A 22,405-nucleotide genomic window follows, 5' to 3' on the forward strand; every position below is an offset into this window, starting at 1 on the left:
CCGTGACCGGATTTCTGGAATCACTTGGTTTGGCGCAGAGCGCAGAGCTTCTGTCGCTCTCGCCACCGGGGTGGGGGGCCAATCTGCTACGCGGATTGTCCCACTCATTGCAGATCGCTTTTGGCGCATATGCACTGGGCCTCGTGATCGGATTGTTCGGAGCGTATGGCAAACTTTACGGCGGGAAGGTCACGCGCGACCTTCTTGCCATTTACACGACCGTGATCCGGGCCGTGCCGGAACTGGTCCTTATCCTGATCCTGTATTACGTAGGATCCGATATTATCAACAAAATATCTGCTGCCATGGGTGGTGGCCGGGTTGAGATCAACGGAGTTGCCGCAGGCATTTGGGTGCTGGGCGTCGTTCAGGGCGCGTATGCGACCGAGATTCTGCGCGGTGCCATTCAGGCGGTTCCGCCCGGTCAGATCGAAGCGGCGAAATCCTACGGAATGCCGGCATTCATGACCATGCGGCGCGTCACGATCCCCGCCATGATGAGCTTTGCGGTACCGGGTCTGGCCAACTTGTGGCTGATTGCAACCAAAGACACCGCATTGCTGGCCGTTGTCGGCTTTAACGAGCTGACACTGGAAACGCGCCAGGCGGCCAGCAGCACGCGGGCCTACTTTACCTTTTTCCTGGCGGCGGGCTTCCTTTATCTGATGGTTACGCTGTTTTCGGGTGGAATCTTTGCGCGGATTGAGAAATGGGCCCGTCGCGGTCAACCCGCTCTGAACGGAGGCAGCAGATGATCGACCTCAGATCTCTGATGCAACCCCATCGTATCGTGATGATGCTGATCTTTGCCGGGATCGCGGTTTGGTGCGCGATGACATTGCGGTGGGATTGGATACCCAATTATACGCCTCTTGCATTGAAGGGTATCTGGACCACGCTCTGGCTGCTGGTTGTTACGATCGTTCTTGGTTTTTTACTGGCTGTACCCCTTGGGTTAGCGCAGGCAGTTGGGCCATGGTACCTTGCGGCACCTGCAAAGGCGTTTTGCACTATCATTCGCGGCACGCCGCTGCTTCTGCAGCTTTGGCTGCTGTATTATGGCCTCGGCTCTCTGTTTCCGCAGTTTCCATGGATACGATCGTCTGATTTTTGGCCGTACCTGCGTCAGGCTTGGCCCTATGCGGTGCTGGCGTTGACACTTTCTTATGCGGGTTACGAAGGTGAGGTCATGCGCGGAGCCTTCAAGGGCGTTGCCAAAGGACAGCTGGAGGCGGCCAAGGCGTTTGGTATGCCAAGGCTGACGATGTTTCGCCGTATCTGGTTACCACAGGCAATCCGCAATGTTCTGCCGACTTTGGGCGGTGAAACCATCCTGCAATTAAAGGCAACACCGCTGGTCGCCACAATAACCGTGGTTGATATCTATGCCGTGTCGTCCCGTGTGCGCGCCGATACGTTTATCGTCTACGAACCGCTTATCCTGTTGGCCGTATTCTACATTCTCGTAGCGGGCGTAATTGCCTTGGTGTTCCACTGGCTGGAGGTGAAGGTTTTGGGAACCGGACGCCGCAATGGGCCCGTCGGATAGTTCTAGCAAGAAGCCGAAGGAAACTTGCTCTGCGATTAGCGAAGCGGTTATTCGATGAATTGCTCCTAGCGACCGAGATTGCAGGCTTAAGCGTAAAACAGGTGTTTGAAACGGGATCAGGGAAGTTGATTTCGTTCGCGATCCGTAAATTCAACGCGCTTGTGGTACAGCATCTAGGATAGCTGCACAAAAAGAGGGCATGATTGCCAGCGCGGCCATAGGTGAGAGGAACCGCTTGGCGCGATTATTGGCAAGCGACACAATTTGCGTGGTGCTAAGACAAGAGTCTCAACATCAATGCCGATCGGATACTACCACTATGGTTGTCTTACGTTGGTAGAATATTGTGGTTCATCCTGAACAAATTGGTGGGATCGTACTTTCCTTTGATCTTGGAAAGTTTTTCGCCGTTCACACCATAAGCGCCGGTCACGTGGTCTGCCTGGTCTTCAGGCATGAAGTTCACATAGGCACTGCCTGTTGAGTATGGTTTCATCTGTTCGTACAGCTGGCGTGCCCACCCGATGCAGGTGTCATCCTTGTCAGGGTCCTCCCATCGTGTGTGGACATTCATGATGAAATGCGCAGATCTTTGCGGGTAGGCGGTAGAAGCGGGTTCAACGCGGGCCATCGCGCCACCGACATGAGCAATGAAAACCTCGCAAGCGGGATCAGGAAGAGTGGAAATCGCGTCCAGCAGGTCCGTGATGGCGGCCGGGGGCAACGTATTGAAGTCATGACTTTTCCAATAGTTGCGGACGCCCGGCGACAACAGGGGATCAAAAGCCGCCTGCCAGTCCACGAACCTGTGCGGTGAAATGACATCCACAATCGGTTCACCCAGCGCGCGCAAGGCCGACATCGCTTTTTCACCCTCATCCATCGGGCCGCTATAGCACGCCGCGAAAATCAGCACCTCGCGCCCGTGCCAATCTTCCGGCAGGAACGGGAGCGGCGGCGCTTTTCGCATCACGCTCCAGACGGTGAGCTCATCGGGGGAGGTGTCTGCAATGGCCACAAACGCGGAAAGCAATTCTGGTGCCTTTTCGATCGGGTGCACGATCAGGCCGGACAGGACATCCGGCCCAAGATCATGCAACTGGAATTCGAATGAGGTGACGACACCGAAGTTTCCGCCACCACCACGAATGGCCCAGAAAAGTTCCGGGTGGCTCGTGGACGAGGCGGTGACGATCGCGCCATCCGCCGTCACGACTTCTGCCGACAGAAGGTTGTCGATCGTCATGCCGAATTTCCGCGTCGTCCAGCCAAAACCGCCACCCAAGGTCAGCCCTGCGATGCCGGTTGTCGAGTTGATGCCTGTGGGGACAACAAGACCATGGGCCTGTGTTTCGCGATCAACGTCGCCAAGCAACGCACCCGGTGCAACCCGGACAGTTTTGCCGGCAGGGTCCACGTGAACCGAACGCATCTGGGACAGATCCAGCATGACGGCCTTGTCCGCGACGGCGTGCCCTGCAATCTGGTGTCCACCTGATCGAACGGTCATCATGAAGCCTGCTTGTCGGACGAAGTTTATTGCCTTCTGGACATCGCTTGCCCCCATCGCACGGATCACGAAGGCGGGGTAACGCTCGAACATGCTGTTCCAGGTAATCCTGGCTTCTTCATATTCCGGGGTCCCCGGCAGGTAGACCCCACCGCGCAGTGAAGTGTCAAGCGCGTCCAAATCGCCTTGATCCACAGTCGCGATACGTCCGTCGAGTGCTTTCAGGTCAAACATGCTTAGGCCTCCCTTGTTTCAGGAAAGGTTTCGCGCACGGCTGCCTCGTGAGTTTGTTATTGCCCTGAGAAGGGGATACTTGGTTGTGGGGGAAAGCTGTCGTCAGGCAAATATTCCCGGATCGATCCGATCTACCGGCGTGATGACATCGGCAGGAATGTTTAGACGCTCGGCCGCTTTTCGCAGGCTTTCTTCATCCGGGGCTTCGTAAAGGCAGTATGTTTTGCGCTTATCTGCGCTGAGGAAGGAAAAGATCCATTCAATGCCGACTTCGTCGTTGATTTCTTTGATGTGAATTTTGTCGTTGTCGCTGATATTCAGCTGTTCCGCAAAATTTCGTTCAATGATGTATCGTGGCATTATGCCCCCCAAGCATTTTCCGGACCTTAACTGGCTACCCCTTCGAGCTTTGACTTAAGGGAAACCATACTCAATTTCTGTGATATTGCCAACGCTTCCCCTTCCAGTTGAAACGCCAGTTCCAAATCGCTGGGGCGGCCCTGTTGTCTGAGTGCTGATGCATACGCTGCCTTGGAATGCGCAATCCAAGGTGGGCAATTCATCCGCGTGTCAATCTCGATGGCTTTCCGGAACATCTTCCCGGCAATTTCCCAGTCTTTCAGCACCGTTGCCAGTCTCCCCAAGCGTCTGGCTGCGGCACCTGTGCAGACTGTGGTTGCCCCTGCGGTGATCGTCAGGTCTTCGTAAGGTTGCAGCATACTGTAAAGCGTCTGGGCATGACCCGGATGCCCGACAGCCACGCAGATGTCAGCAAGATAGGACAGAGTTGTTGAATACATGGCATCTGGCGGTAGGTCGAAGCCGTTTTCCGCCATTTCATTCAGTATTCTTTCAGCCGGTTCCGTGTATCCCAGTTCGGCTGCGATAAGGCCAAAACCCGGCTTCCACGAGATGTCTTCGGGGCTGTCGGTCATCAGTTTCTTGATCACAGGCGCGACCTCGTGCAGGCGGTTCTGCTCGCGGCGGATGGTAAACATCTGAACGCCGAAAACGCCCTCGACATGTTCGCCGTGCGTTTTTCGACCGATCTTGACCGCTTCAGTGGCGTGCTTTTCAGCCTGAACAAAGTCGCCGTCCATGATTGCAACCATGGCGCGTGCGTGTTTTTGAACCCAATAGAGTTGCAGATGATTGTCCTTTTCGGAAATCGCTGTCAGCAATTCGAGTGAGTTGTCCAACAGGTCGCGGTCGGCCATTTCAGCGCCGACAAACAGGCTGAGCGTCCGGTCGCGGCCCTGATCAATACTGCCAAGGTGTTCCGCTACCTGATGCATGGCGTCCAGGTTTTCACGCCAATGTCGTGCCTCTTGCCCGTTGCGCGCAACGAATGGCGCCCCAAAATGCATCATCATTACCGAAAACTGGGATTTATGATCCCCAAGCTTCGCCGCCAGTTCCATGGATTGCTGACCAAAGCGGGTGCCTACGGAAAACTGGCCGACAAACATATACGCCCGCGCAAGTTGGCTCATCAACCGGCACCGCCTGACTTCGTCATTGTCAGACAGGTCTTTTAGCGCCTTTTCACAAAGGTCAATCGCTTCGTGATGTCGCTTGCTCGTCATCATGCACGAGTCAGCAAAATGATTGGCTGCATCGGCTGCTAGCTCCACATCGTGGAGTTTCTGGGCAGCGTTAGATGCACTTTTCAGAACCGCTATCGCCTCGGACAACTGACCCTGGCTGTCATGGCTGCGGCCAACCAGGATCATGCCCCTGACCATTTCCCGGCCGGTTTCCGAGTTCAGCTGCTTAGCCGCCTTGAGCGTCTCCTGCGCATTAGTCATCGCTTCCTGGCTGGCTGACCGGGCCAACGCCATTTCAGCCGCAGCTTCCCATTTGTCAAATGCGGCGCGCCATTCTTCTGCTTCTGACAGATGACGGGCCACCAGCTCGGGCCGGCGTTCGATTTCAGCAGATCGCATCGCGATCAGTGCGCGGGCAACGTCTGAATGTTGCTGCCTGCGGGTAGAGCTTAACATGGATTGATATGCCGTATCGCGGATAAGGGCGTGGCGGAACACGAAATGCCCGCGGTTGTTTCCGCTTTCAAAGATCAGTCCCGTTCGCGACAGTTCTTCGAGGCGAAGATTGATATCTGCGCGTTCCAGCCCCATCGCGGCACTTAACAAATCTGGTTCAAATTCCCGCCCAATGACTGACCCCGTCAACGCGACCTGTTTGGCCTCGGGCGAAACTGCATCAAGCCGCGCCATCAAGGCGCCCTTCAGCGACGATGGTATGCGGACTTGTCCCTGCTCATCTGCATTCACGATCGCCTGGGTCAATTCTTCGACAAACAGGGGCACACCGTCAGTCTTTTCGATGATCGTCGCGATCAAGGCATCGTCCGGGTCCTTGCCAGTGATATTGCGGACCAGATCCGAGACATCAGCAGAACCGAACCGGCGCAGCAGGAGTGTTTGAACATGCGTGTCCCCGTCATCGCGGGCCAAGTCCCACCCGGGTCTGTGGGTCATCAGGATCATCAGGGGAAGATCGGTGCAAATCGCCTTGAACCGCTCCAGCAGGGCTTGCGTCGAGGGATCGATCCAATGTGCATCCTCAACACACAGAATAACCGGGCGCACGCTTGCCCGGACCTGCACCGTATGGATCAGGGTTTGGATCGTTATGTCGCGTTGCTCCTGCGGCGACATCTCGAGAACTTCACGAGCCAGTGCGCTGCGCGGCGCGACCAGCGCTGCAAAGACAGGCAGAACCTGTTCCCAGTCCAGACCTTCCCGGCCTTCCAGCAGCTTCCTGACATGCTCCAGAATTTGATTGTCATCAAAATCCGGTTCAACACCTGCATCCTGCGAGATTCGCTGGGTGACCGGATGAAAGGGGCTGCTGGTCAGATAGGGAGAGCAGTTCAGCCTTATCACATCGGCCTGTCCGGTTGCCGTGACATCCGCAAGAAACCCCTCAGTCAGGCGCGATTTTCCTATTCCCGCCTCACCCGACAGCAGAACCACCTCACCATGACCGCTTTGGGCGCGCTGCCACGATTGCAACAGGATACCCTTTTCGTAGTCCCGGCCAATCATGGTACTGTCGGCGTCATCCTTGTACGACGCGCGAAACCGGCTTTCCGCGCTGCGTTCCGATACGACCTTCAACAAGGTCCGAGGGTCTTTGAACCCCTTCAATTGAGTTGATCCAAGGGTCTCGAACTCGAATATCCGGTGCAAGGCGGCTTCGGTTTCTTCCGCAGACAAAACCACCGAGTTCGGCAGGCCGTGTTCCTGTATCCGCGCCGCCAGATTGACCGCCGGCCCGGTCATGGCACCTTCCTCGTACGAGTTTTCGCCGATCGTGTCGCCGACCACGACATCGCCGCTCGCGATACCCAGTCTGACCGACAAACGCTCACCGTCAGGAGTGTTGAGCTCTTCAACCCGGTGGACGCACTCAAGCCCCGCCTTTATTGCGCGAATGGCGTGATCTTCGTAGGCTGTTGGCCAGCCGAAAAACACAAGAAGACCGTCGCCAAGGTATTTCGCAACATAGCCACCATACCTGCTCACTGCCCCCGCGACGGTATCCTGATAGTTCTGTAGCAGATTCCGCATGTCTTCGGGATCAAAACGGTTGGTCAGCTCTGTCGAGCCGACCAGATCCGCAAACAAGACTGTCAGATGACGCCGTTCAGCCGCGGGCGCGATGGGCTTTTTCGTCGGTGCAGCTTCGCCCTGCACGACATCAACGGCGGATGGCCGAGTATTCTCGCGGGTGGGCTCTCCTGCGGCAGGCGCTGATGAAGACAGGTGACTAGAGCCAGCCAAATCCTGAACTGCCGCAAGGATGATCTTTCGGTGACCAAGACTTACCCCAAGCTCTTTCAGGTCGTCGCCTGTCAGCAGTGGCAGAACCCGCGCATCAATGTCGTTTACCGCAAAAACATCTGCGTACTGACCCAGTCCGAGGTCGTTAAGCCACGTGTCCATTTCAACCGACATATTCGGATCATGCTGAGATACGCGTCACTAATCAAGAAAACGCTATTTAAACTGCCGGGCGATCAATGCGCAGCGGACACGGTTTCATGCGCAGCATAGCAATAGATGCCAGTCGCGTAAGACCTTGATACACTGTGGGGAAAGGATGGTGGGTGATGAGAGACTCGAACTCCCGACATCTTCGGTGTAAACGAAGCGCTCTACCAACTGAGCTAATCACCCGTGACGCTGCATGTAGCCAAGCCAGCGGGCGTGCGCAAGAGGGTCTGTGAGATTTTTATTCCGCGATGGGTTGCGGATAGGAAATGCCGCCCCCATCAACGCGTGCCTGGGGTGACCACAGGTTGACGAGGCTGGCCGGGGTGGGTTGCCAGCGCCTGATCTGGATCAGCGGGTGTAAAAGATCAAAGGCGCTTGCAAGCGCCCTATGGCCTCCGATATGCCCGAAGAGACTGCAACTTTCCGGTCGGGAGCACACATGATCCTACCCTTCGCCTGCCGTATCTGGATGGTGGCACTGGTCCTTGGCGCATTTGTGCTGGCTCCGGTCCGGGCCGGGGCAGAAGGGGTTTTGGTTTTTGCCGCAGCCAGCCTCAAGACCGCTTTGGACGAAATCGCGACGGAATACACAGAGCGGACGGGTCACGATGTCACCGTGTCCTACGCAGCGTCTTCAGTGCTGGCGCGGCAGATTCAGCAGGGTGCGCCTGCGGACGTGTTCATCTCGGCCAATCCCGAATGGATGGATTATCTGGAACAGCAGGGTTTGTTGCGGCCAGGGACACGGTCGGATTTGCTGGGCAACAGTCTGGTTCTGATCGGTGCTGCGGGGCGTCCTGTTCTGGGCGATATTCACGAGGTTCGAGACCTCTCGGCCGAGCTGGGTGAAGGCTTTCTGGCCATGGCGCTGGTCGATGCGGTGCCCGCCGGTATCTACGGCAAGGCGGCTTTGCAGGGGCTGAACCAGTGGGAGGCGGTGCAGGACCGAGTGGCACAAACCGACAATGTGCGCGCTGCGCTGGCCCTTGTGGCAACGGGTGCCGCGCCTCTGGGGATCGTTTATCGATCAGATGCGCAGGCGGAACAGCGGGTCAGTGTTGTGGCCAGTTTTCCCACCGACCTGCACCCTCCGATCATCTATCCGGCGGCGATGACAGGTAATGCCACAGGTGCGGCGCGGGCTTTTCTGGATCATCTGCACGGCGATGCGGCTTTGGCAACTTTTCAGGAGCAGGGATTTTCCCTGCCGGGCGGGTGATCGCGTTGGAGTGGTTGGGCCCCGCTGAAGCTGAAGCGCTGAAGCTGTCGCTGCGCGTGTCGTTCTGGGCGACGCTGGCCACTTTGCCGTTCGGCATTTTTGTTGCCTACATTCTGGCCCGCTGGCGGTTCCCCGGGCGGCAGGTTCTGAATGGTCTGGTGCATTTGCCTTTGATCCTGCCGCCGGTAGTGACGGGGTATCTGCTGTTGCTGACTTTCGGCATTCAGGGGCCGTTGGGGCTGTTTTTGGCCGAGTTCGGCATTGTGGTCGCCTTTCGCTGGACTGGGGCCGCGCTGGCCGCTGGCATCATGGCGTTTCCGCTGATGGTCCGGGCGATACGTCTGTCGATCGAGGCGGTTGACCCGAAGCTGGAACAGGCTGGGGCGACGCTGGGGGCGTCGCGGCCTATGGTGTTTCTGACCGTAACCTTGCCGATGATCCTGCCCGGTGTCATCGCCGGGGCCATTCTGGCCTTTGCCAAGGCCATGGGTGAGTTTGGGGCCACGATTACATTCGTGTCGAATATTCCGGGACAGACGCAGACATTGCCATCGGCTGTTTACGCCTTTTTGCAGGTACCGGGGGGCGAGGCTGCTGCAACAAGGCTGGTCCTGATCTCGATCGTCATCGCCATGGGCGCGTTGCTGCTGTCGGAATATGTGGGACGGCGCGCCGCCGCGCGGGTGGCCGGATCATGAGCTTGTCTGTTCGTTTGCACCATCAGCTGCCGGGGATCGATCTGGAGGTTAGTTTTGACGCCCCACCCGGTGTGACCGTGCTGTTCGGGCGCTCCGGGTCGGGCAAGACCACAATTGTCAACGCGGTGGCCGGATTGCTGCGGCCGCGCGCGGGCAGGGTGGCCGTGGATGACTGGGTGTTGTTTGACACCGATAGAGGGCATTGGCTGCCGCCGCACCGGAGGCGGTTGGGTTATATTTTTCAGGAGGGGCGGTTATTCCCGCATCTGACCGTGCGCCAGAACCTTGCCTATGGCCGCTGGTTCGCCCCCAAAAGCGCGCGGCGTGAAGATCCGGAAAAGGTCATCGAGATGCTGGGGATCGGCCACCTTCTGAACCGCCGTCCAGCCGGGTTGTCAGGGGGCGAAAAACAGCGAGTGTCGATAGGCAGGGCGTTGCTGGCCAGCCCGCGACTAATCCTTGCAGATGAACCGCTTGCGGCGCTGGACGAGGCCCGCAAGGCGGAGATCCTGCCCTATTTCGAGCGTCTCAGGGATGAGGTGTCTGTCCCGATCCTGTATGTGACCCACTCGGCCGACGAGGTGGCCCGTCTGGCCACATCGGTTGTCGCTTTGCAGGATGGCAGGGTCGTCCGCCACGGCCCCGCGTCCGAGGTTCTGTCTGACCCGACTGTGGCACCGGCAGGTGTGCGCGCGATCGGTGCCGTGCTGGAGGTGCAGGTGCTGAAGCACCACACCGACGGGTTGACCGAGCTGAACGCAAATGGCGCGCGTCTGTTTCTGCCACGTATCGGGCAGGAGGTCGGCACGCATCTGCGAATTCGCATTCCGGCGCAGGAGGTGATCCTGTCCGTCCAAAAACCCGAGGGTCTGTCGGCATTGAACGTGCTCAGCGGGACGGTCGACTCGATCCGGTCGGGCGAAGGTCCCGGTGCGATCGTGTCGGTCAGGACACCGGCAGGGACTGTTCTGGCGCGGGTCACGCGCCGGTCGGTTGCGGCGTTGAACTTGCAGCCGGGCAGCACATGCCATGCCGTGATCAAGACGGTTGCGCTGGCCCCGCAGAATGTCGGTGGCCGCATCGGGACCGGCACCTGACCTCAGGCAAGTGCGCGGGCTTCGTGTTCCAGCAGGATAAGGCGTGCGGCGCGTCCAAACCCCTGATGTCCAGAGCAGGGACGGTCGGGGAATATTGCGGCCAGTTCCTGAAGCGCGTCGGATGAAAGTGTATGTAGCGCCTCTTCCCCCAGAAACAGGCTTTCTGCTTGTGCTCCATCCGCCGAAAGGATTTCGTGCCGATCCAGCAGGATGTGCAAATACTCGACCGTTTCAACCGAGGTATCGAGCCCTATTCCATTCCATCGGCACAGGTGCTTGGCGGCAACCAGCGCTTCGGCGGTTCCGAAAAGCAGCTCAACCCAGGGGCCCTTCACCAGAATACGGTGCTGCTGAGACACCAGCAGGTCTCGCGCGGGGGTGTTAGGCCCCAGACTGCCTGCCGAGATGCGAACGGGCCGTATCGCAGGTTCGGTGCGCAATCGGTCGGGCGGGATCGTGCTGCTTTCGATCCAACGAACAGGTTGCAACCCGTGATCGGCTGTCGCCACCTTGTCCCCGACGTTCAGGGACTCGATGGCACGGGGACCGTCCTCAGCCTCGATCAGGGTTCCAGCTGCGAAACAGACGCCTTCGATCCTTATGACCACTTCGACCGGATCCGGAGAGCCGGTAAACGGAAGTGTGACAGGACCGGTTTGCGTTGTCCCTGAGACGCTGATGAAGAAGGAGTCAAAGACAACTTCACCATTGTCGAGGCTGTCGAAATACGTCGGATCGACCGTATAGGTCCACTCTCCGGTATTTGGGTCTATCGTCGCGGTGCCGTTGGCAGGAGGCGTCGCAATCGTCCAGGTTTGGGTCAGCGGCGTGAAGTTTCCGTTGTTCAGGGTGGGTTGCCCCATCGCCACATTGGGTGGGGACCCGGTCACGTCGCCGGTCAATTCACCAGTGATCGGAACTGAAACCAACTAGACCTCGCCTTGTTGCAACACCCGCTCAAATTCCTTTTTTCGGTACAGGCGCATATGAACCTCGCCTGCTTCGTCCCGCGTCCATTCGACAATCCGGTTGCGTGTCATGTCGCTGTCCATTCGGTTGGTGCGCACGCGCGGATGCGGGATCTCTTGCTTGAGGATATCAACAATCTGACTGGTCTGTCCAAACGGCGCGACAAGGTCGATGATCCAAAAGGATGACCCGCTGGTAAAATCCTTGTCCGTCAGAGAGGTTTCTTTCACCGCATAGCGATACTCGGCCTCGGGGCTGAGACCGGCAAAAGTGACAAATCCGCGGGGAAAGCCATTTTGCCTGAAGATCTGGTATTGGCCCAGACGAAACGGGGTTTCGAACGCATAAAGAACCTGCGCAAGGTTACGTTTCTGGTGCGTTTTCGTAAGCCCCGCGAGATAGAACATCGCACCCAGATCCGCATATTTCTCAGGCGGGAAATCGAACCAGTCTTTTGGAAAGCTCTTGGTCAACGGAATTGCCGATAGTTTGATGCGTTATAAATGCTTTCGGGTAGTGTACTCGTTTCCGGCGATATGAATAGTGGGAATTCCCCAAATAACTGTGTCCGCGTAGCTGGCGTGCCCCACTTTACTCGTAGGGTGTCGTGGTTATGCTATCGGTATTGGTGCCATTGTTTTGGGATATCTGGATCATGCGTTTTCTCAAGCCATTCATCGCTGCCACATTTATTTTAGCGCCTGCGGTGGCCGGGGCCGTTGGGTTCGGCCTGTCAGTCCGGCCGCAGTTCCGTACCGAGATCACGCCCTTGCCGAACGGCGTTTACGAGGTGAAGGCTGTCGGATCATCCGCGCCTGTCAATTATTGGTGCGGGATCGGAGATTATGCCATTCGCACACTTGGCGTTCCGAACTCGCAGAGGATCTATATCTGGCGGGCGTATGAACCCGGCGTGCGAACAGTGCAGTTCTCCATGACCCCGCCGCCGGGGGCCGATACGAAACCCGGCTATTCGATCACGGTCAAGAAAGTCGGAGCAAACATGTCGGCGGTGTCGGCGCAGAACTACTGCTACGACAATTTCATCACGGACCCGTTCTGATCGTCAGACCCATTTTGCCATCGGCGGCAAGCTCATCAGAACGGCATCCGGGTCATGCCCGGTTTCCAGACCGAACTTTGTGCCCCGGTCATAGACAAGGTTGTATTCCGCATAAAGGCCGCGATGCACCAGTTGGGTGGTCTTGTCCGCCTCTGAGAAGTTCTGAACGCGGCGCTTTTCAACCAAGGGCAGGAAGGCGGGCAGAAAGGCTCTGCCAATATCCTGTGTCAGGGCGAAATCCGCCTGCCAGTCACCGGTGCAATAGTCGTCCATGAAGATCCCGCCGACGCCGCGCGCGCGTTTGCGGTGAGGGATGTAGAAATATTCGTCGGCCCAGTCCTTGAGGCGCGGGTAATGGGCGGGTCCGTGCGGGTCCAGATGCGCCTTTTGCGTGGCGTGGAAATGCGCGGTGTCCTCGCGATACTCGATGCAGGGGTTGAGGTCCGAGCCGCCACCGAACCACCAGGCATGGGGTGTCCAAAACATGCGTGTGTTCATGTGAACCGCCGGGGTATGGGGGTTCTGCATATGGGCCACAAGGCTGATCCCCGACGCCCAGAAGCGCGGGTCTTCGGTCATTCCGGGGATGCCTTTGCGCGCCGCCATTGCCTGTTGCGCACGTTCGCCCAGCGTGCCGTAGACGGTCGAGACATTGACACCTACTTTTTCAAACACTCGACCGCCGCGCATGACCGACATCAACCCGCCGCCCGCGTCTGACCCATCGTCCGACTGGCGTTTGGTTTCCTTGACCTCGAACCGCCCGGGTGCGGCATCGGCAAACGGCCCGTTGGTGTGGCTGTCTTCGAGGGCTTCGAACGCTGCAACGATGTCATCGCGCAATTGGCGAAACCAGGCGGAGGCGGTAGATTTTTCTGTTTTGAACATGGGTCTTAATGTGCAGGGGCCGCGACCGGGTCAAGCAGGGTACGGCCACCGTCGATTGTCAGGATCTGCCCGGTGACGAAACCGGCGGCATCAGACGCAAGATATTGCGCGGTTTCCGTCAGTTCCGTGGCCGAGGCGATACGGGCTAGGGGCGTGTGCTTTTCGATATCGACGCGGTAGTCGCGATTGTCCTTGAGGGTCGATTGCAGCGATGCGCTCATGACCGAACCCAGCGCAATCGAGTTGACGCGGATACGTTTCGGAGCCAGCGCAACCGCAAGGGACCGGGTCAGCTGATCCAGCGCTGCGGTCGAGACGGAATAGGCCATCAGATCGGGGTGGGTCCGTCGGGCAGCGATCGAGGACAGGTTGATGATCGTCCCTGCCGGGTTTTCGAGATCGCCGTCGGCCTGCTTGATCATGCGCTTTGCAACCAGTTGGCTGAGCCGCAAGGCGGGCATCAGGTTCTGGTTCAGCAGGGTGCGCATCGAATCGTCATCCGGATCCAGCGGATCAGACGGGATCACTTGCCGTGCACCGTTGACCAGAATATCCACCTGGTCGAACGCATCCAGCGTCGCAGATAACAGGTTGGCAATGGTCAGCTTTTCGCGCAGATCGCCCGCAAAATATCGGATATTGCTGTCTTCGGCTTGTTCTCCAAGTTCGTCGATCAGGCGTTTTTCGTCTATGTCGGCAAACATGACATTTGCGCCCGCATCCGCGAAATGCCGCCCGATGGCCAGGCCGATGCCACTTGCCCCGCCCGTTACGATTGCTGTCTTGCCAGCGATGGAAAAGGACATCCGAATCCTCCTGAATTGGGGCGCAGGTTAACGGGCCTTAACGCCGAGGGCGAGAGGCCTGGAATACCTTGAACCGGTTGTCGCCGGCAATTTCACCGACCTGAGCGAAATGTTCGTTCAGTGTAGCTTCGTAGGGAAGGTGCCGGTTGGCGACCATCCAAAGGGTTCCGTTGCGTGTCAGATTGCGGGCGGCGGAGGTTATAAACGCTTGCCCCAAGGCGGGATCCGCGCTGCGCGACGTGTGAAATGGCGGGTTCATCACAACGGTGTCGATAGGCTCCGGCGCGGTCCAGGATACGGCATCGCTCCAGTGAAAATGCGCCTGGGATTGGGTGACATTAAGCCGCGCGCAGGTCAGCGCCGCATGGTCCGCTTCGACCAGATGCAGCGAGGTTACCCCGCCGCGTTTCAGGATCTCCGCAGACAGATATCCCCATCCCGCCCCCAGATCCGCCACGCGGGGGCCAAGCCGGTCAGGCAAGGTCTTCAGTAACAGGGCCGAGGCAGGATCAACTCCGTCCGCTGAAAACACACCCGGTGCCGTGTAGTATCCGCCAACCATCTGCTGTTTCTGCGCGGCCCAGTCCACAAAGGCCAGATCATCGGCCTGAAACCAGAAAATCTTACCATGTGCTTTGGAAATCGGTCCCTCGACCGGAACCCGCTTGCGCACATCCTTCAATATGCTGTCCACACCATCGGTCTTGGCACCGTCGATGACAACCAGGCCGCTCGCCCGCGCACAGGCCTGTTGAATCAGCGACCGTGCCAGTGCCTTGGCGCGGGGCAGAAAGACAATGGCGTCCTGACAAGGACCGTCCGCGTCGGGCACCGTTGCAAAACCCTGCGCGGCGAAATGGTCGTGAAAGGGTTTGAAGGGCTGCACAATCTGCGCACCGTCCCCCAGAGCAGACAGATCATGGTCGGGCGTGGGGCAGATCACACTAAGAGGGGGGGACAGCGTCAGGCCGTTTTGCAAGGCAAGTTCCAGACGAGGGGACATGGGCAATTCCGGCTGAGTGAAGGGAAAACGTCAGGCCAAAGGCCTTACTCTTCGCGTTCCATTGTGCATTGCAAAGGGTGCTGGTGCCTGCGGGCAAAATCCATCACCTGACCAACTTTGGTCTCGGCAATCTCGTGGCTGAAAACCCCGACAACGGCTACACCTTTCTTGTGAACGGTCAGCATGATCTCGAACGCCTGTGCATGGGTCATGCCGAAGAAGCGTTCAAGTACATGCACCACAAACTCCATCGGTGTATAGTCGTCGTTCAGCAACAGGACCTTGTATAAAGGCGGACGCTTGGTTTTTGGGCGTGTCTGTACCAGGACGGACGCGTCACTGTCGTCGTCCGGCTTGTCAGACATCATCCAGGTCATTTCAAGCATCGTGTGCAACTGTCCGATTCAGGCTTGGGGTTTATCTTGGCGCTTATATAACGTGTGCATGGCCGGTGAAAAGAGCAAGCGGACGTAAACAGGATGACGACCAAGCTGACGACAATCGGGTTTGATGCGGACGATACCCTTTGGCATAACGAACGGTTTTTTCAGCTGACGCAGGCTCGTTTTGCTGAACTCTTGGCCGATCATGCCAATCGTGATCACCTGTTGGAGCGACTTCTTGCTGCTGAAAAACGCAACATTCAGCGCTATGGGTATGGCATCAAGGGGTTTGTCCTGTCGATGATCGAAACTGCGATAGAAGTTACCGAAAGCCTCGTTCCTGCGTCGGTCATCCGGCAGCTGATCGAAGCAGGGCAAGAAATGTTGGCCCATCCGATCGAGCTGTTGCCCCATGCCCGCGAGGCCGTCGAAGGTGTTGCCGATGCGTACCGGGTCATTCTGATCACCAAGGGCGACCTGATCGATCAGGAACGCAAACTGGCCCAGTCCGGGCTGGGCGATCTGTTCGATGGTGTCGAAATCGTATCCGAAAAGACCCCCGAAACCTATCGGTTCGTATTCGACCGTCACGGTGATGGCCCGACTGCCGCGATGATGATCGGCAATTCCATGCGCTCGGATGTCGTGGCCCCCATTCAGGCCGGGTGCTGGGGTGTCTATGTGCCCCACGGTCTGGTCTGGGAGGTGGAACATGCCGAAGCCCCTGTCGACAGCCCCCGATTCCGCGAGTTGAGAGATTTGGGCGATCTGACCGATCTGCTGGGCAACCTGAAGTGATGTTGCCTTTTCGCCTCAGTTTCGCATAAACCCAGCCGCATCCTGACGCAGCTTCGCTTTTATCGCGCATCTGGTGGTCTTGATGGCTGTATCCGCAAGATATAGCCTCTGCCGGGACATGAAACGAAACCGCGAAAACCTCAGCTTTCGGTTTATTTCATTGGGTCGCTGTGATAGCCTTGGGGACAATAAAATAATTTTTGCTGACCGGGAAAACCCGGCGGCGCGAGGCAGACAGAGGCAAAGATCGTGCAGATTCGGCGGACAGTTCCGGCCCGAATGGGCTTTTTCCTTATAGCGTTGCTATGTGTGCTGGCGTTTGCGCCGCTCAGGTCCATGGCGGCGCCTTATGCAGCTATGGTGATCGACGCCCGAACTGGCGAGGAGCTGCATTCACGCAATGCGGATGCGCGCTTGCACCCGGCCTCGCTGACCAAGATGATGACGCTGTATATCGCGTTTGAGGCGGTGCGAAACGGCGAGATCACGCTGGATACACCCGTTCGGATTACCCAGAAGGCAGCGGCCGAGCCCCCGTCGAAACTGGGCCTGCGCGCGGGCCAGACGATTGCGTTCCGCTATCTGATCCGTGCTGCTGCGGTAAAATCGGCCAATGACGCGGCTACGGCGATCGGCATTGCCATCAGTGGCTCGGAAGCGGCCTTTGCCCGCCGCATGACCCGAACCGCCAAAGCGATGGGCATGAGCCGCACGACCTTCAAGAATGCGCATGGTCTGACTGAGGCAGGGCACCTGTCCAGCGCGCGCGACATGACCACGCTGGGACGGCATCTGCTGTATGATTACCCGCAGTATTATAACCTGTTCTCGCGCCAATCGACGGATGCCGGTATCAAGACTGTTCCCAACACCAACCGCCGCCTGCTGGCAGCCTATAAGGGTGCGGACGGAATAAAAACCGGATACACACGTGCGGCGGGGTTCAACCTGGTGGCGTCGGCCAAACGCAAGGATGAGCGTATCATCGCAACTGTCTTTGGCGGAAAATCCGGAGAGTCGCGGAACGCCAAGGTTGCGGAACTGCTGGATCTGGGGTTTCGCCTTGCCCCGTCGCGCGCACCCATTCGCAAGCCTGAGCGCCCGGTTTATGCGGGCAATGCCGGGTTGGGGGGCGATACCCAGGTCGCAGCGCTGAGCGGCGCACCGAAATCCAGCCTGCGCCCGCTTGGGCGCCCCAGCGCCGCGACACAGGTTGCAAGTGCGGTTGCGGCATCGGCAGACCAGAACAGCGACCGTATCAGCAGCGGCATTGCCGCAGCGATTGCCGAAGCGGATATAACCCCAGCCGCCCCACCAGTTGAAACATCCGATACCCGACCGGCGCTGCGCCCGGACAATCTGGTGCTGGCCTCGACCGAGCCCGTCAGCCAGCCAGAGCCCGAGCAGGAAGTGGTTACCCGCCTGTCTTCGTCCGGTGGGCATCTGTGGGGGGTCAATGTGGGCCGCTACACCACACGATACGAGGCCGAGAAGGTTCTGCTGAAAACGGCGCTGTCGGAGATGACCACGCTGGATGGCAGTCTGCGCAAGGTCAGTCAGAGCTCGCGCGGATTTGATGCGACATTCCAGGGCATGACGCGGGAACAGGCCGATCTGGCGTGTCGTCGTCTGCAAGCCCGCAATGTCACCTGTTTCATGATCGGGCCATCATAAGGTCCGGCATAATCTCTCCTGTTGGGTCTGGGCTGCGGTCATCCGCGGCCCTTTTTTAATCGAAGACGTGACCGTGCTGATATTGCTCGTCCTGTCCCGCGGCGGCGGTCAGGGCGGCGACATTGTCCTTGGTGAAGAACCCGTCATACTTGTGACACCGTTCGATATATTCAGTGATCAGCAGCGTGTTCTTCGAGTGTTTCGAGAAGATCTGTTTCAGGTTCGGGTCGTCTTTGCATTCGCCCACCACATGGGCCAGGAACGGCACGCCCTTGTCCTTAAGCGTGTTCACGACAAAGTCGACATTCTTTTCCCCGGCACCATGGTCGCCATCCTTGATCTCGACGGCCATGTGATGCAGGCGACGGCCAAAATTGCGCACAAAATCCTCGGTCGGCATCGGCAGCTTGGCGAATGAGTTGACGAAGGACGGCGTGTTGTTGGCGGTGAAAACCTTGGCCGGGGATTTCTTGTCATCGTCCACATTGGCGTTGCGGTTCACATTGGTGGACGAGTTCATGTCGAAGATGTTGTAAGCCCCCCAGAAATAATAGGGCACCATGGTCAGGAATTCGAGGATCGCATCCTCGCGCTCACCCGCCAGCACGCGCGTCGCCAGATGATCGATGCCCAGCATCAAAGGAGCGATTTTGCTGTCAGATCCGAACGCGGCTGCCTGATCCAGCCGGGCTTGTTCCGCGTCGCTCAATAACACGCGATCACCAAGGCCCAGGCTGTCTGTGTCGTTGAAATCATGTGTCGAATATCCGACCCGGTTGCAGGTGAAATCCGAAGGGGTCGTGAACCGGAAGCCGTCCAATGTGTAGAACGGGTTTTCGGTGTCTCCGGCATATTCGAAGCGGATGTTCTGATCCTCAAGCGTCCCGGTCAGCGCCTTCAGATCACAGGCCGCGAAAACCTCGCCAACATACCGCGTTTGGGGTGTGTTGCGGGCCAGCGGGTACATGCGATTGATGCGGGGAATAAAGTCTTCGAAACCCGGGCTGAGCGGGGCCATCACGATCAGCGCGGGATAGTCGGGATGCGAATGCAGGATCGAGAATTTGTGGGTCTGCCCCAGATAGCTGGCGGTGTGGCGATAGGGTGTCATGACGTAAAGCTCGACGAGGGTATCGAACAGCGCGTCGGTTTCGATCTGCATACAGATTGCGCGCATTGGCCCGACCTGATCGGCGATGCCCGAGCTCGTCCGGCGCTCGTAGATTTTCGGAAGGTATTGCGCAAAGAAGTCCGAGTTCTTCTTGTCGCCCCGGGGTTGATAGGACATCAGATCAAAGGACATTCGACTACCTCCTTGCGCGGAACCCCGACCGGGGCGAGCTATCGTTTGAAATTGTAGGTTTCAGAACATGTGCTTGCCCGTCATGCTAGGCGCTGAGACCTGTACGGGCAACAGTCGTAAAATTGGGTTGCCGACGTTAACGCATGATGTTCAGCGGGTGAATTTCGTGACCTCGACACCGCCCCCGATCAGGTTGTCGCGAACCGAGCGAGCGATTTGAACCGCGGTCGGGCCGTCTCCATGAAGGCAGATCGTGTCGATGGATGTTTCCAGCCGCTTGCCGCTTTCGGTGATGATCGCACCTTCGCGGACCATGTTCAGGATGCGCGGGCCTGCGACCTCGGCATCGTGGATGACGGCGCCGGGCAGGCTGCGGTCAACCAGTGTTCCGTCGTCATTATATGCACGGTCGGCAAAAATCTCGCCCACCCAGCTGCACCCGAGCTCACGCACGGCCTCTTCCTGTTTTGTCGCGGCCAGCACCATGACGATGATATCGGGATCAACATCCAATGCGCCCTGATAACAGGCGCGCGCCATATCGATATCGGCTGAACACATATTGGCCAGCGCCCCGTGCAGTTTCAGGTGCCGTACTTTGGTGCCAACCGCGTTGGCCATGCCGATTGCGGCCCCCAACTGATACCGGACCAGATTGCGGAGGTTGTCATGGGGCAGCTTCATGTTCCGCCGACCAAATCCCTGCAGATCGGGAAAGCCGGGATGCGCGCCGATGCCGACGTCGTTTTCGGCCGCCAGTTTCATCGTTGATGCCATCACATCCGGATCACCGGCATGAAACCCACAGGCGATGTTGGCCGAGGTGATGATTTTCAAAAGGCTTTTGTCATCGCCCATTTTCCAGGGGCCAAAGCTTTCCCCCATATCGGCATTCAGATCGACGCTTGGCATTGGCACATCTCCTTAGTCGGTGGCAGAGATCACTCCGCCGATCAATTGGTAGGACAACAGGTCCGGTATGTCATGGGGATCACGCACCAGCGCCTCGACTTTTGAGGGCAGGCGCGCAAGGTCTGACAGGAACGTTTTATGCATTTCTTCTGCCTGTTCCATGCTGACAAATTCGAACCGGATGTCGCCGCCTGCGGGTGTCTGTGCCGCGCGGGGCATATCGCATGGCAGAACGGTCGCGATACGAGGGTACCCGCCCGTGGTCTGACATTCCGGCAACAGGATGAACGGGTCGCCAGTACCGGTCATCTGGATATCGCCGGGGGTGATCACCTCGGACAGGATATTCAGCTGGCCTGAGGCAGCAAAGCCGTCGCCGTCGCTGTCCAGCTGCATGCCCATCCGGTTGGCGCGTGCGCCGCGCCGGAAATTGGATTGGGCAAACCGTTCAAGTGTTGCGCCATCAAACAAAGGGGTCTGAAAGCTGGCAATCACATGCAGCACCCCGCCCGAATACCGCTCGGCAGCAGCCAGTTTCATCCCGCTGTTGCCTGCATCCGGTCCACAGGTCAGCCTGTCTCCCTGCTGTAGCGCCCGGCCTATCCGCGCTGTCAGATGGGTTGAGCGGGACCCCAGAAAAACCTCGGCATCGATGCCGCCGCCCAGATGCAGATAGCCATAGTTTCCAGCTAGCGTCGCCCCGATAACCAGCCTTTGCCCGGCGATCAGTTGGTGTGACGCGTTCCAGGCCACAGGGCCGCCATCAATACTGGCCTGCATCCGCGCGCCAGTCAGGGCGATGCGCATGTTATGCGTCGCCTCGAACTCGCCCCCCATCCCGGCCATTTCCAGCGCCGCAAGTTTTGCGCTTTGATCCAGCAACGCCGCCCCTTCGTGCAAGGCCAGAATGTCCGCCGCCCCCGACCGGGACAGCCCCTGATCCAGATAGCCTGTGCGCCCCTGATCCTGAATGGTGCAGGCCGGGCCAATCCGGTGGACGATCAGGCTCATGGTGCAATCTCCTCACAGGTTGCGCCGCCTGTGCCGTCCTCGTTGTTGGCCTTGATGTGTTCCAGAACGTCGCGGGAAACGGGCTTGAACAACAGCTCATCGCCGGGTCTAAGGGTAAAGGCCTCGGCCCTTTCGGGGCGGAAACACCGAAAGGCGGTCTGTCCGATATGCCGCCACCCGGTTGGTGTCGGCCCGGAAAACAGAACAAATTGCGAGATCGCCAGAACCAAAGCGCCTTCCGGCACCATGGGGGTCAGGCTTTGCAGCCGGGGAATGTTGAACTCGGGCCCCAGAGGTCCAAGGTAAGGCTGCCCCGGAGCGAAGCCGATGGTCAGAACCCGTACGCGGGACTGTCCAAGCCTTCGTATTGCTTCGTCTGGTGTCAGGCCGGCAGCAGCGGCGGCATTGTCAAGCTGGGGCGCAAGGTCGGTCCCGTAAACCGTCGGAACGCGCCACAACCTGCGGCCCGCAGGCAGCGGTGTAGTGTACCAGTCCTTTTGCTCAACCAGTTCCCTAAGCTTTTGCAGCATCTTCTGATGAGAGATGCGTTGCGTGTCGAACCGAACAAAGGCCGAGCCCAGGGAGGCTGACGACTCGGTCACCTCATTCCAGTGCAGACGATCCACTTCGGCCCGAAACGCCAGCGCCGCCCGGTTCGCGGTGTCGGTCATCTTGTCTGCAAAGGTCACCAGCGCGCCATCAAATCCGACGGTTCTGACCAAAGGAAACTGAACATTGCGCGCCATTGCTGATCTGCTTTCGGATCGAAGAGTGAATTGGTGGAACCTGACCGCATCTTTAGGGGATACGCAAGACAGGGCGTTCAATAGCCGACATTGTGCCTGATGCGTCCACATCCCGGCAGGGAGCGACCCGCAGTACAAGGCGTCCGACGGGGTGAGAGGTTTTTGACCGTATTCTGGCCGCAAATCCGACTCGTTTTCCCGTTTCGAGTCGCCCTGACTTGTATCTTGAAATTGCGGAGTCTCTATATCTTGTGTCGGCCCCTTTTGTTTTTAGGGGCTTGCCGGTCAGATCATGCCTAATAGCACCCGGACGGAAGGGTGGCGGGCAATTGTGATTGCATATAAGTTATTGAAATTAAGTAATAAACAAAGAAAACTCAAAAAAAAGATCAATATCGTCATTTTCCGCTTGCGGGTAGGGATTCTAATCCGTAAATACCCCTTCACCGGCGCAGCTGAGGTTGGCCTGACGGACTGGAAAGACGGTTGAGACGCACCGGAGAGACGGTGGGCATCTGAG

General features: G+C 58.2%; 22 protein-coding genes and 1 tRNA gene. 8 read left to right on the plus strand and 15 right to left on the minus strand.

Features of this window, described 5'->3' with window-relative positions; genetic code table 11:
• Positions 1–2: 2 nt before the first annotated feature.
• Positions 3–755 (plus strand): ABC transporter permease, encoded by a 753-nt coding sequence (locus ACR0BF_RS18260; protein WP_480475310.1) that lies wholly within the window; start codon positions 3–5, stop codon positions 753–755.
• Positions 752–1,549, plus strand: coding sequence for an ABC transporter permease (locus ACR0BF_RS18265; protein ID WP_480625484.1), 798 nt, complete (start codon positions 752–754; stop codon positions 1,547–1,549). Before ACR0BF_RS18260 ends, ACR0BF_RS18265 begins: the two co-directional genes overlap by 4 nt.
• Positions 1,550–1,877: 328 nt before the next feature.
• On the opposite strand, the gene ACR0BF_RS18270 is transcribed toward ACR0BF_RS18265, so the two are convergent.
• From ACR0BF_RS18270 to ACR0BF_RS18285, 4 genes are all read right to left on the minus strand, one after another.
• The gene (locus ACR0BF_RS18270) at positions 1,878–3,293 is read right to left on the minus strand and encodes an FAD-binding oxidoreductase (protein ID WP_480625485.1); all 1,416 of its coding nucleotides are present in this window, start codon (positions 3,291–3,293) and stop codon (positions 1,878–1,880) included.
• A 102-nt stretch (positions 3,294–3,395) separates the two neighbouring features.
• The gene (locus ACR0BF_RS18275; protein WP_209504668.1) at positions 3,396–3,653 is read right to left on the minus strand and encodes a DUF4242 domain-containing protein; all 258 of its coding nucleotides are present in this window, start codon (positions 3,651–3,653) and stop codon (positions 3,396–3,398) included.
• 26 nt (positions 3,654–3,679) lie between these two features.
• On the minus strand, positions 3,680–7,276 hold the full coding sequence (locus ACR0BF_RS18280) for an ATP-binding protein (protein WP_480625486.1): 3,597 nt from the start codon (positions 7,274–7,276) through the stop codon (positions 3,680–3,682).
• A gap of 146 nt (positions 7,277–7,422) precedes the next feature.
• Positions 7,423–7,498, minus strand: a tRNA-Val gene (locus ACR0BF_RS18285).
• A 256-nt stretch (positions 7,499–7,754) separates the two neighbouring features.
• Here ACR0BF_RS18285 and modA point away from each other — a divergent pair.
• From modA to modC, 3 genes are read left to right on the plus strand one after another with little or no spacing between them, the layout of a single operon-like run.
• Positions 7,755–8,534 (plus strand): molybdate ABC transporter substrate-binding protein, encoded by a 780-nt coding sequence (modA, locus tag ACR0BF_RS18290; protein WP_480625487.1) that lies wholly within the window; start codon positions 7,755–7,757, stop codon positions 8,532–8,534.
• A 5-nt stretch (positions 8,535–8,539) separates the two neighbouring features.
• Positions 8,540–9,232, plus strand: a complete 693-nt coding sequence (modB, locus tag ACR0BF_RS18295; RefSeq protein WP_480625488.1) for a molybdate ABC transporter permease subunit — start codon at positions 8,540–8,542, stop codon at positions 9,230–9,232.
• Positions 9,229–10,329 (plus strand): molybdenum ABC transporter ATP-binding protein, encoded by a 1,101-nt coding sequence (modC, locus tag ACR0BF_RS18300; RefSeq protein ID WP_480625489.1) that lies wholly within the window; start codon positions 9,229–9,231, stop codon positions 10,327–10,329. The genes modB and modC overlap by 4 nt, the downstream gene beginning before the upstream one ends.
• 2 nt (positions 10,330–10,331) lie before the next feature.
• Here modC and ACR0BF_RS18305 read toward each other — a convergent pair whose 3' ends face one another.
• Together ACR0BF_RS18305 and ACR0BF_RS18310 are read right to left on the minus strand one after the other, a co-directional pair.
• On the minus strand, positions 10,332–11,258 hold the full coding sequence (locus tag ACR0BF_RS18305; RefSeq protein ID WP_480625490.1) for a Hint domain-containing protein: 927 nt from the start codon (positions 11,256–11,258) through the stop codon (positions 10,332–10,334).
• Entirely contained in the window at positions 11,259–11,771 is a 513-nt protein-coding gene (locus tag ACR0BF_RS18310) for a toxin-activating lysine-acyltransferase (protein ID WP_480475336.1), read from the minus strand.
• 140 nt (positions 11,772–11,911) lie between these two features.
• On the opposite strand from ACR0BF_RS18310, the gene ACR0BF_RS18315 reads away from it, so the two are divergent.
• Positions 11,912–12,361, plus strand: coding sequence for a hypothetical protein (locus ACR0BF_RS18315; protein ID WP_480625491.1), 450 nt, complete (start codon positions 11,912–11,914; stop codon positions 12,359–12,361).
• 3 nt (positions 12,362–12,364) lie between these two features.
• Here ACR0BF_RS18315 and hemF read toward each other — a convergent pair whose 3' ends face one another.
• The 4 genes from hemF to clpS are packed head-to-tail and all read right to left on the minus strand — an operon-like array spanning position 12,365 to position 15,444.
• Entirely contained in the window at positions 12,365–13,249 is an 885-nt protein-coding gene (hemF, locus tag ACR0BF_RS18320; protein WP_480495567.1) for an oxygen-dependent coproporphyrinogen oxidase, read from the minus strand.
• A 5-nt stretch (positions 13,250–13,254) separates the two neighbouring features.
• Positions 13,255–14,055, minus strand: a complete 801-nt coding sequence (locus ACR0BF_RS18325; RefSeq protein ID WP_480475342.1) for an SDR family NAD(P)-dependent oxidoreductase — start codon at positions 14,053–14,055, stop codon at positions 13,255–13,257.
• Positions 14,056–14,092: 37 nt separating this feature from the next.
• Positions 14,093–15,058 carry a class I SAM-dependent methyltransferase gene (locus tag ACR0BF_RS18330; protein ID WP_480625492.1) on the minus strand — a complete coding sequence of 322 codons (966 nt, stop codon included), beginning with the start codon at positions 15,056–15,058 and terminating at the stop codon, positions 14,093–14,095.
• A 44-nt stretch (positions 15,059–15,102) separates the two neighbouring features.
• Positions 15,103–15,444 carry an ATP-dependent Clp protease adapter ClpS gene (gene clpS, locus ACR0BF_RS18335; RefSeq protein ID WP_480475346.1) on the minus strand — a complete coding sequence of 114 codons (342 nt, stop codon included), beginning with the start codon at positions 15,442–15,444 and terminating at the stop codon, positions 15,103–15,105.
• Positions 15,445–15,537: 93 nt separating this feature from the next.
• Between clpS and ACR0BF_RS18340 the strand changes: the two genes are divergently transcribed.
• Both ACR0BF_RS18340 and ACR0BF_RS18345 read left to right on the plus strand, forming a co-directional pair.
• Complete coding sequence (locus ACR0BF_RS18340) at positions 15,538–16,239, plus strand: HAD family hydrolase (RefSeq protein WP_480625493.1); 702 nt, start codon at positions 15,538–15,540, stop codon at positions 16,237–16,239.
• A 279-nt stretch (positions 16,240–16,518) separates the two neighbouring features.
• A complete protein-coding gene (locus ACR0BF_RS18345; RefSeq protein ID WP_480475350.1) occupies positions 16,519–17,913 on the plus strand; it encodes a D-alanyl-D-alanine carboxypeptidase family protein in 1,395 nt (464 codons plus the stop codon).
• 55 nt (positions 17,914–17,968) lie between these two features.
• Here the strand turns inward: ACR0BF_RS18345 and ACR0BF_RS18350 are convergent, their stop codons facing one another.
• The 5 genes from ACR0BF_RS18350 to ACR0BF_RS18370 all read right to left on the minus strand — a co-directional run.
• Complete coding sequence (locus ACR0BF_RS18350; protein ID WP_480625494.1) at positions 17,969–19,216, minus strand: hypothetical protein; 1,248 nt, start codon at positions 19,214–19,216, stop codon at positions 17,969–17,971.
• Positions 19,217–19,366: 150 nt separating this feature from the next.
• The gene (locus ACR0BF_RS18355) at positions 19,367–20,128 is read right to left on the minus strand and encodes a LamB/YcsF family protein (RefSeq protein ID WP_480625495.1); all 762 of its coding nucleotides are present in this window, start codon (positions 20,126–20,128) and stop codon (positions 19,367–19,369) included.
• A 12-nt stretch (positions 20,129–20,140) separates the two neighbouring features.
• The gene (locus tag ACR0BF_RS18360) at positions 20,141–21,139 is read right to left on the minus strand and encodes a 5-oxoprolinase subunit C family protein (RefSeq protein ID WP_480625496.1); all 999 of its coding nucleotides are present in this window, start codon (positions 21,137–21,139) and stop codon (positions 20,141–20,143) included.
• On the minus strand, positions 21,136–21,885 hold the full coding sequence (locus ACR0BF_RS18365) for a 5-oxoprolinase subunit B family protein (protein WP_480625497.1): 750 nt from the start codon (positions 21,883–21,885) through the stop codon (positions 21,136–21,138). The genes ACR0BF_RS18360 and ACR0BF_RS18365 overlap by 4 nt, the downstream gene beginning before the upstream one ends.
• A 285-nt stretch (positions 21,886–22,170) precedes the next feature.
• A partial coding sequence (locus tag ACR0BF_RS18370) for a hypothetical protein (protein WP_480625498.1) occupies positions 22,171–22,405 on the minus strand: 235 nt, incomplete at its 5' end.

It is taken from the genome of Ruegeria sp. AG7 (genome assembly GCF_056541545.1).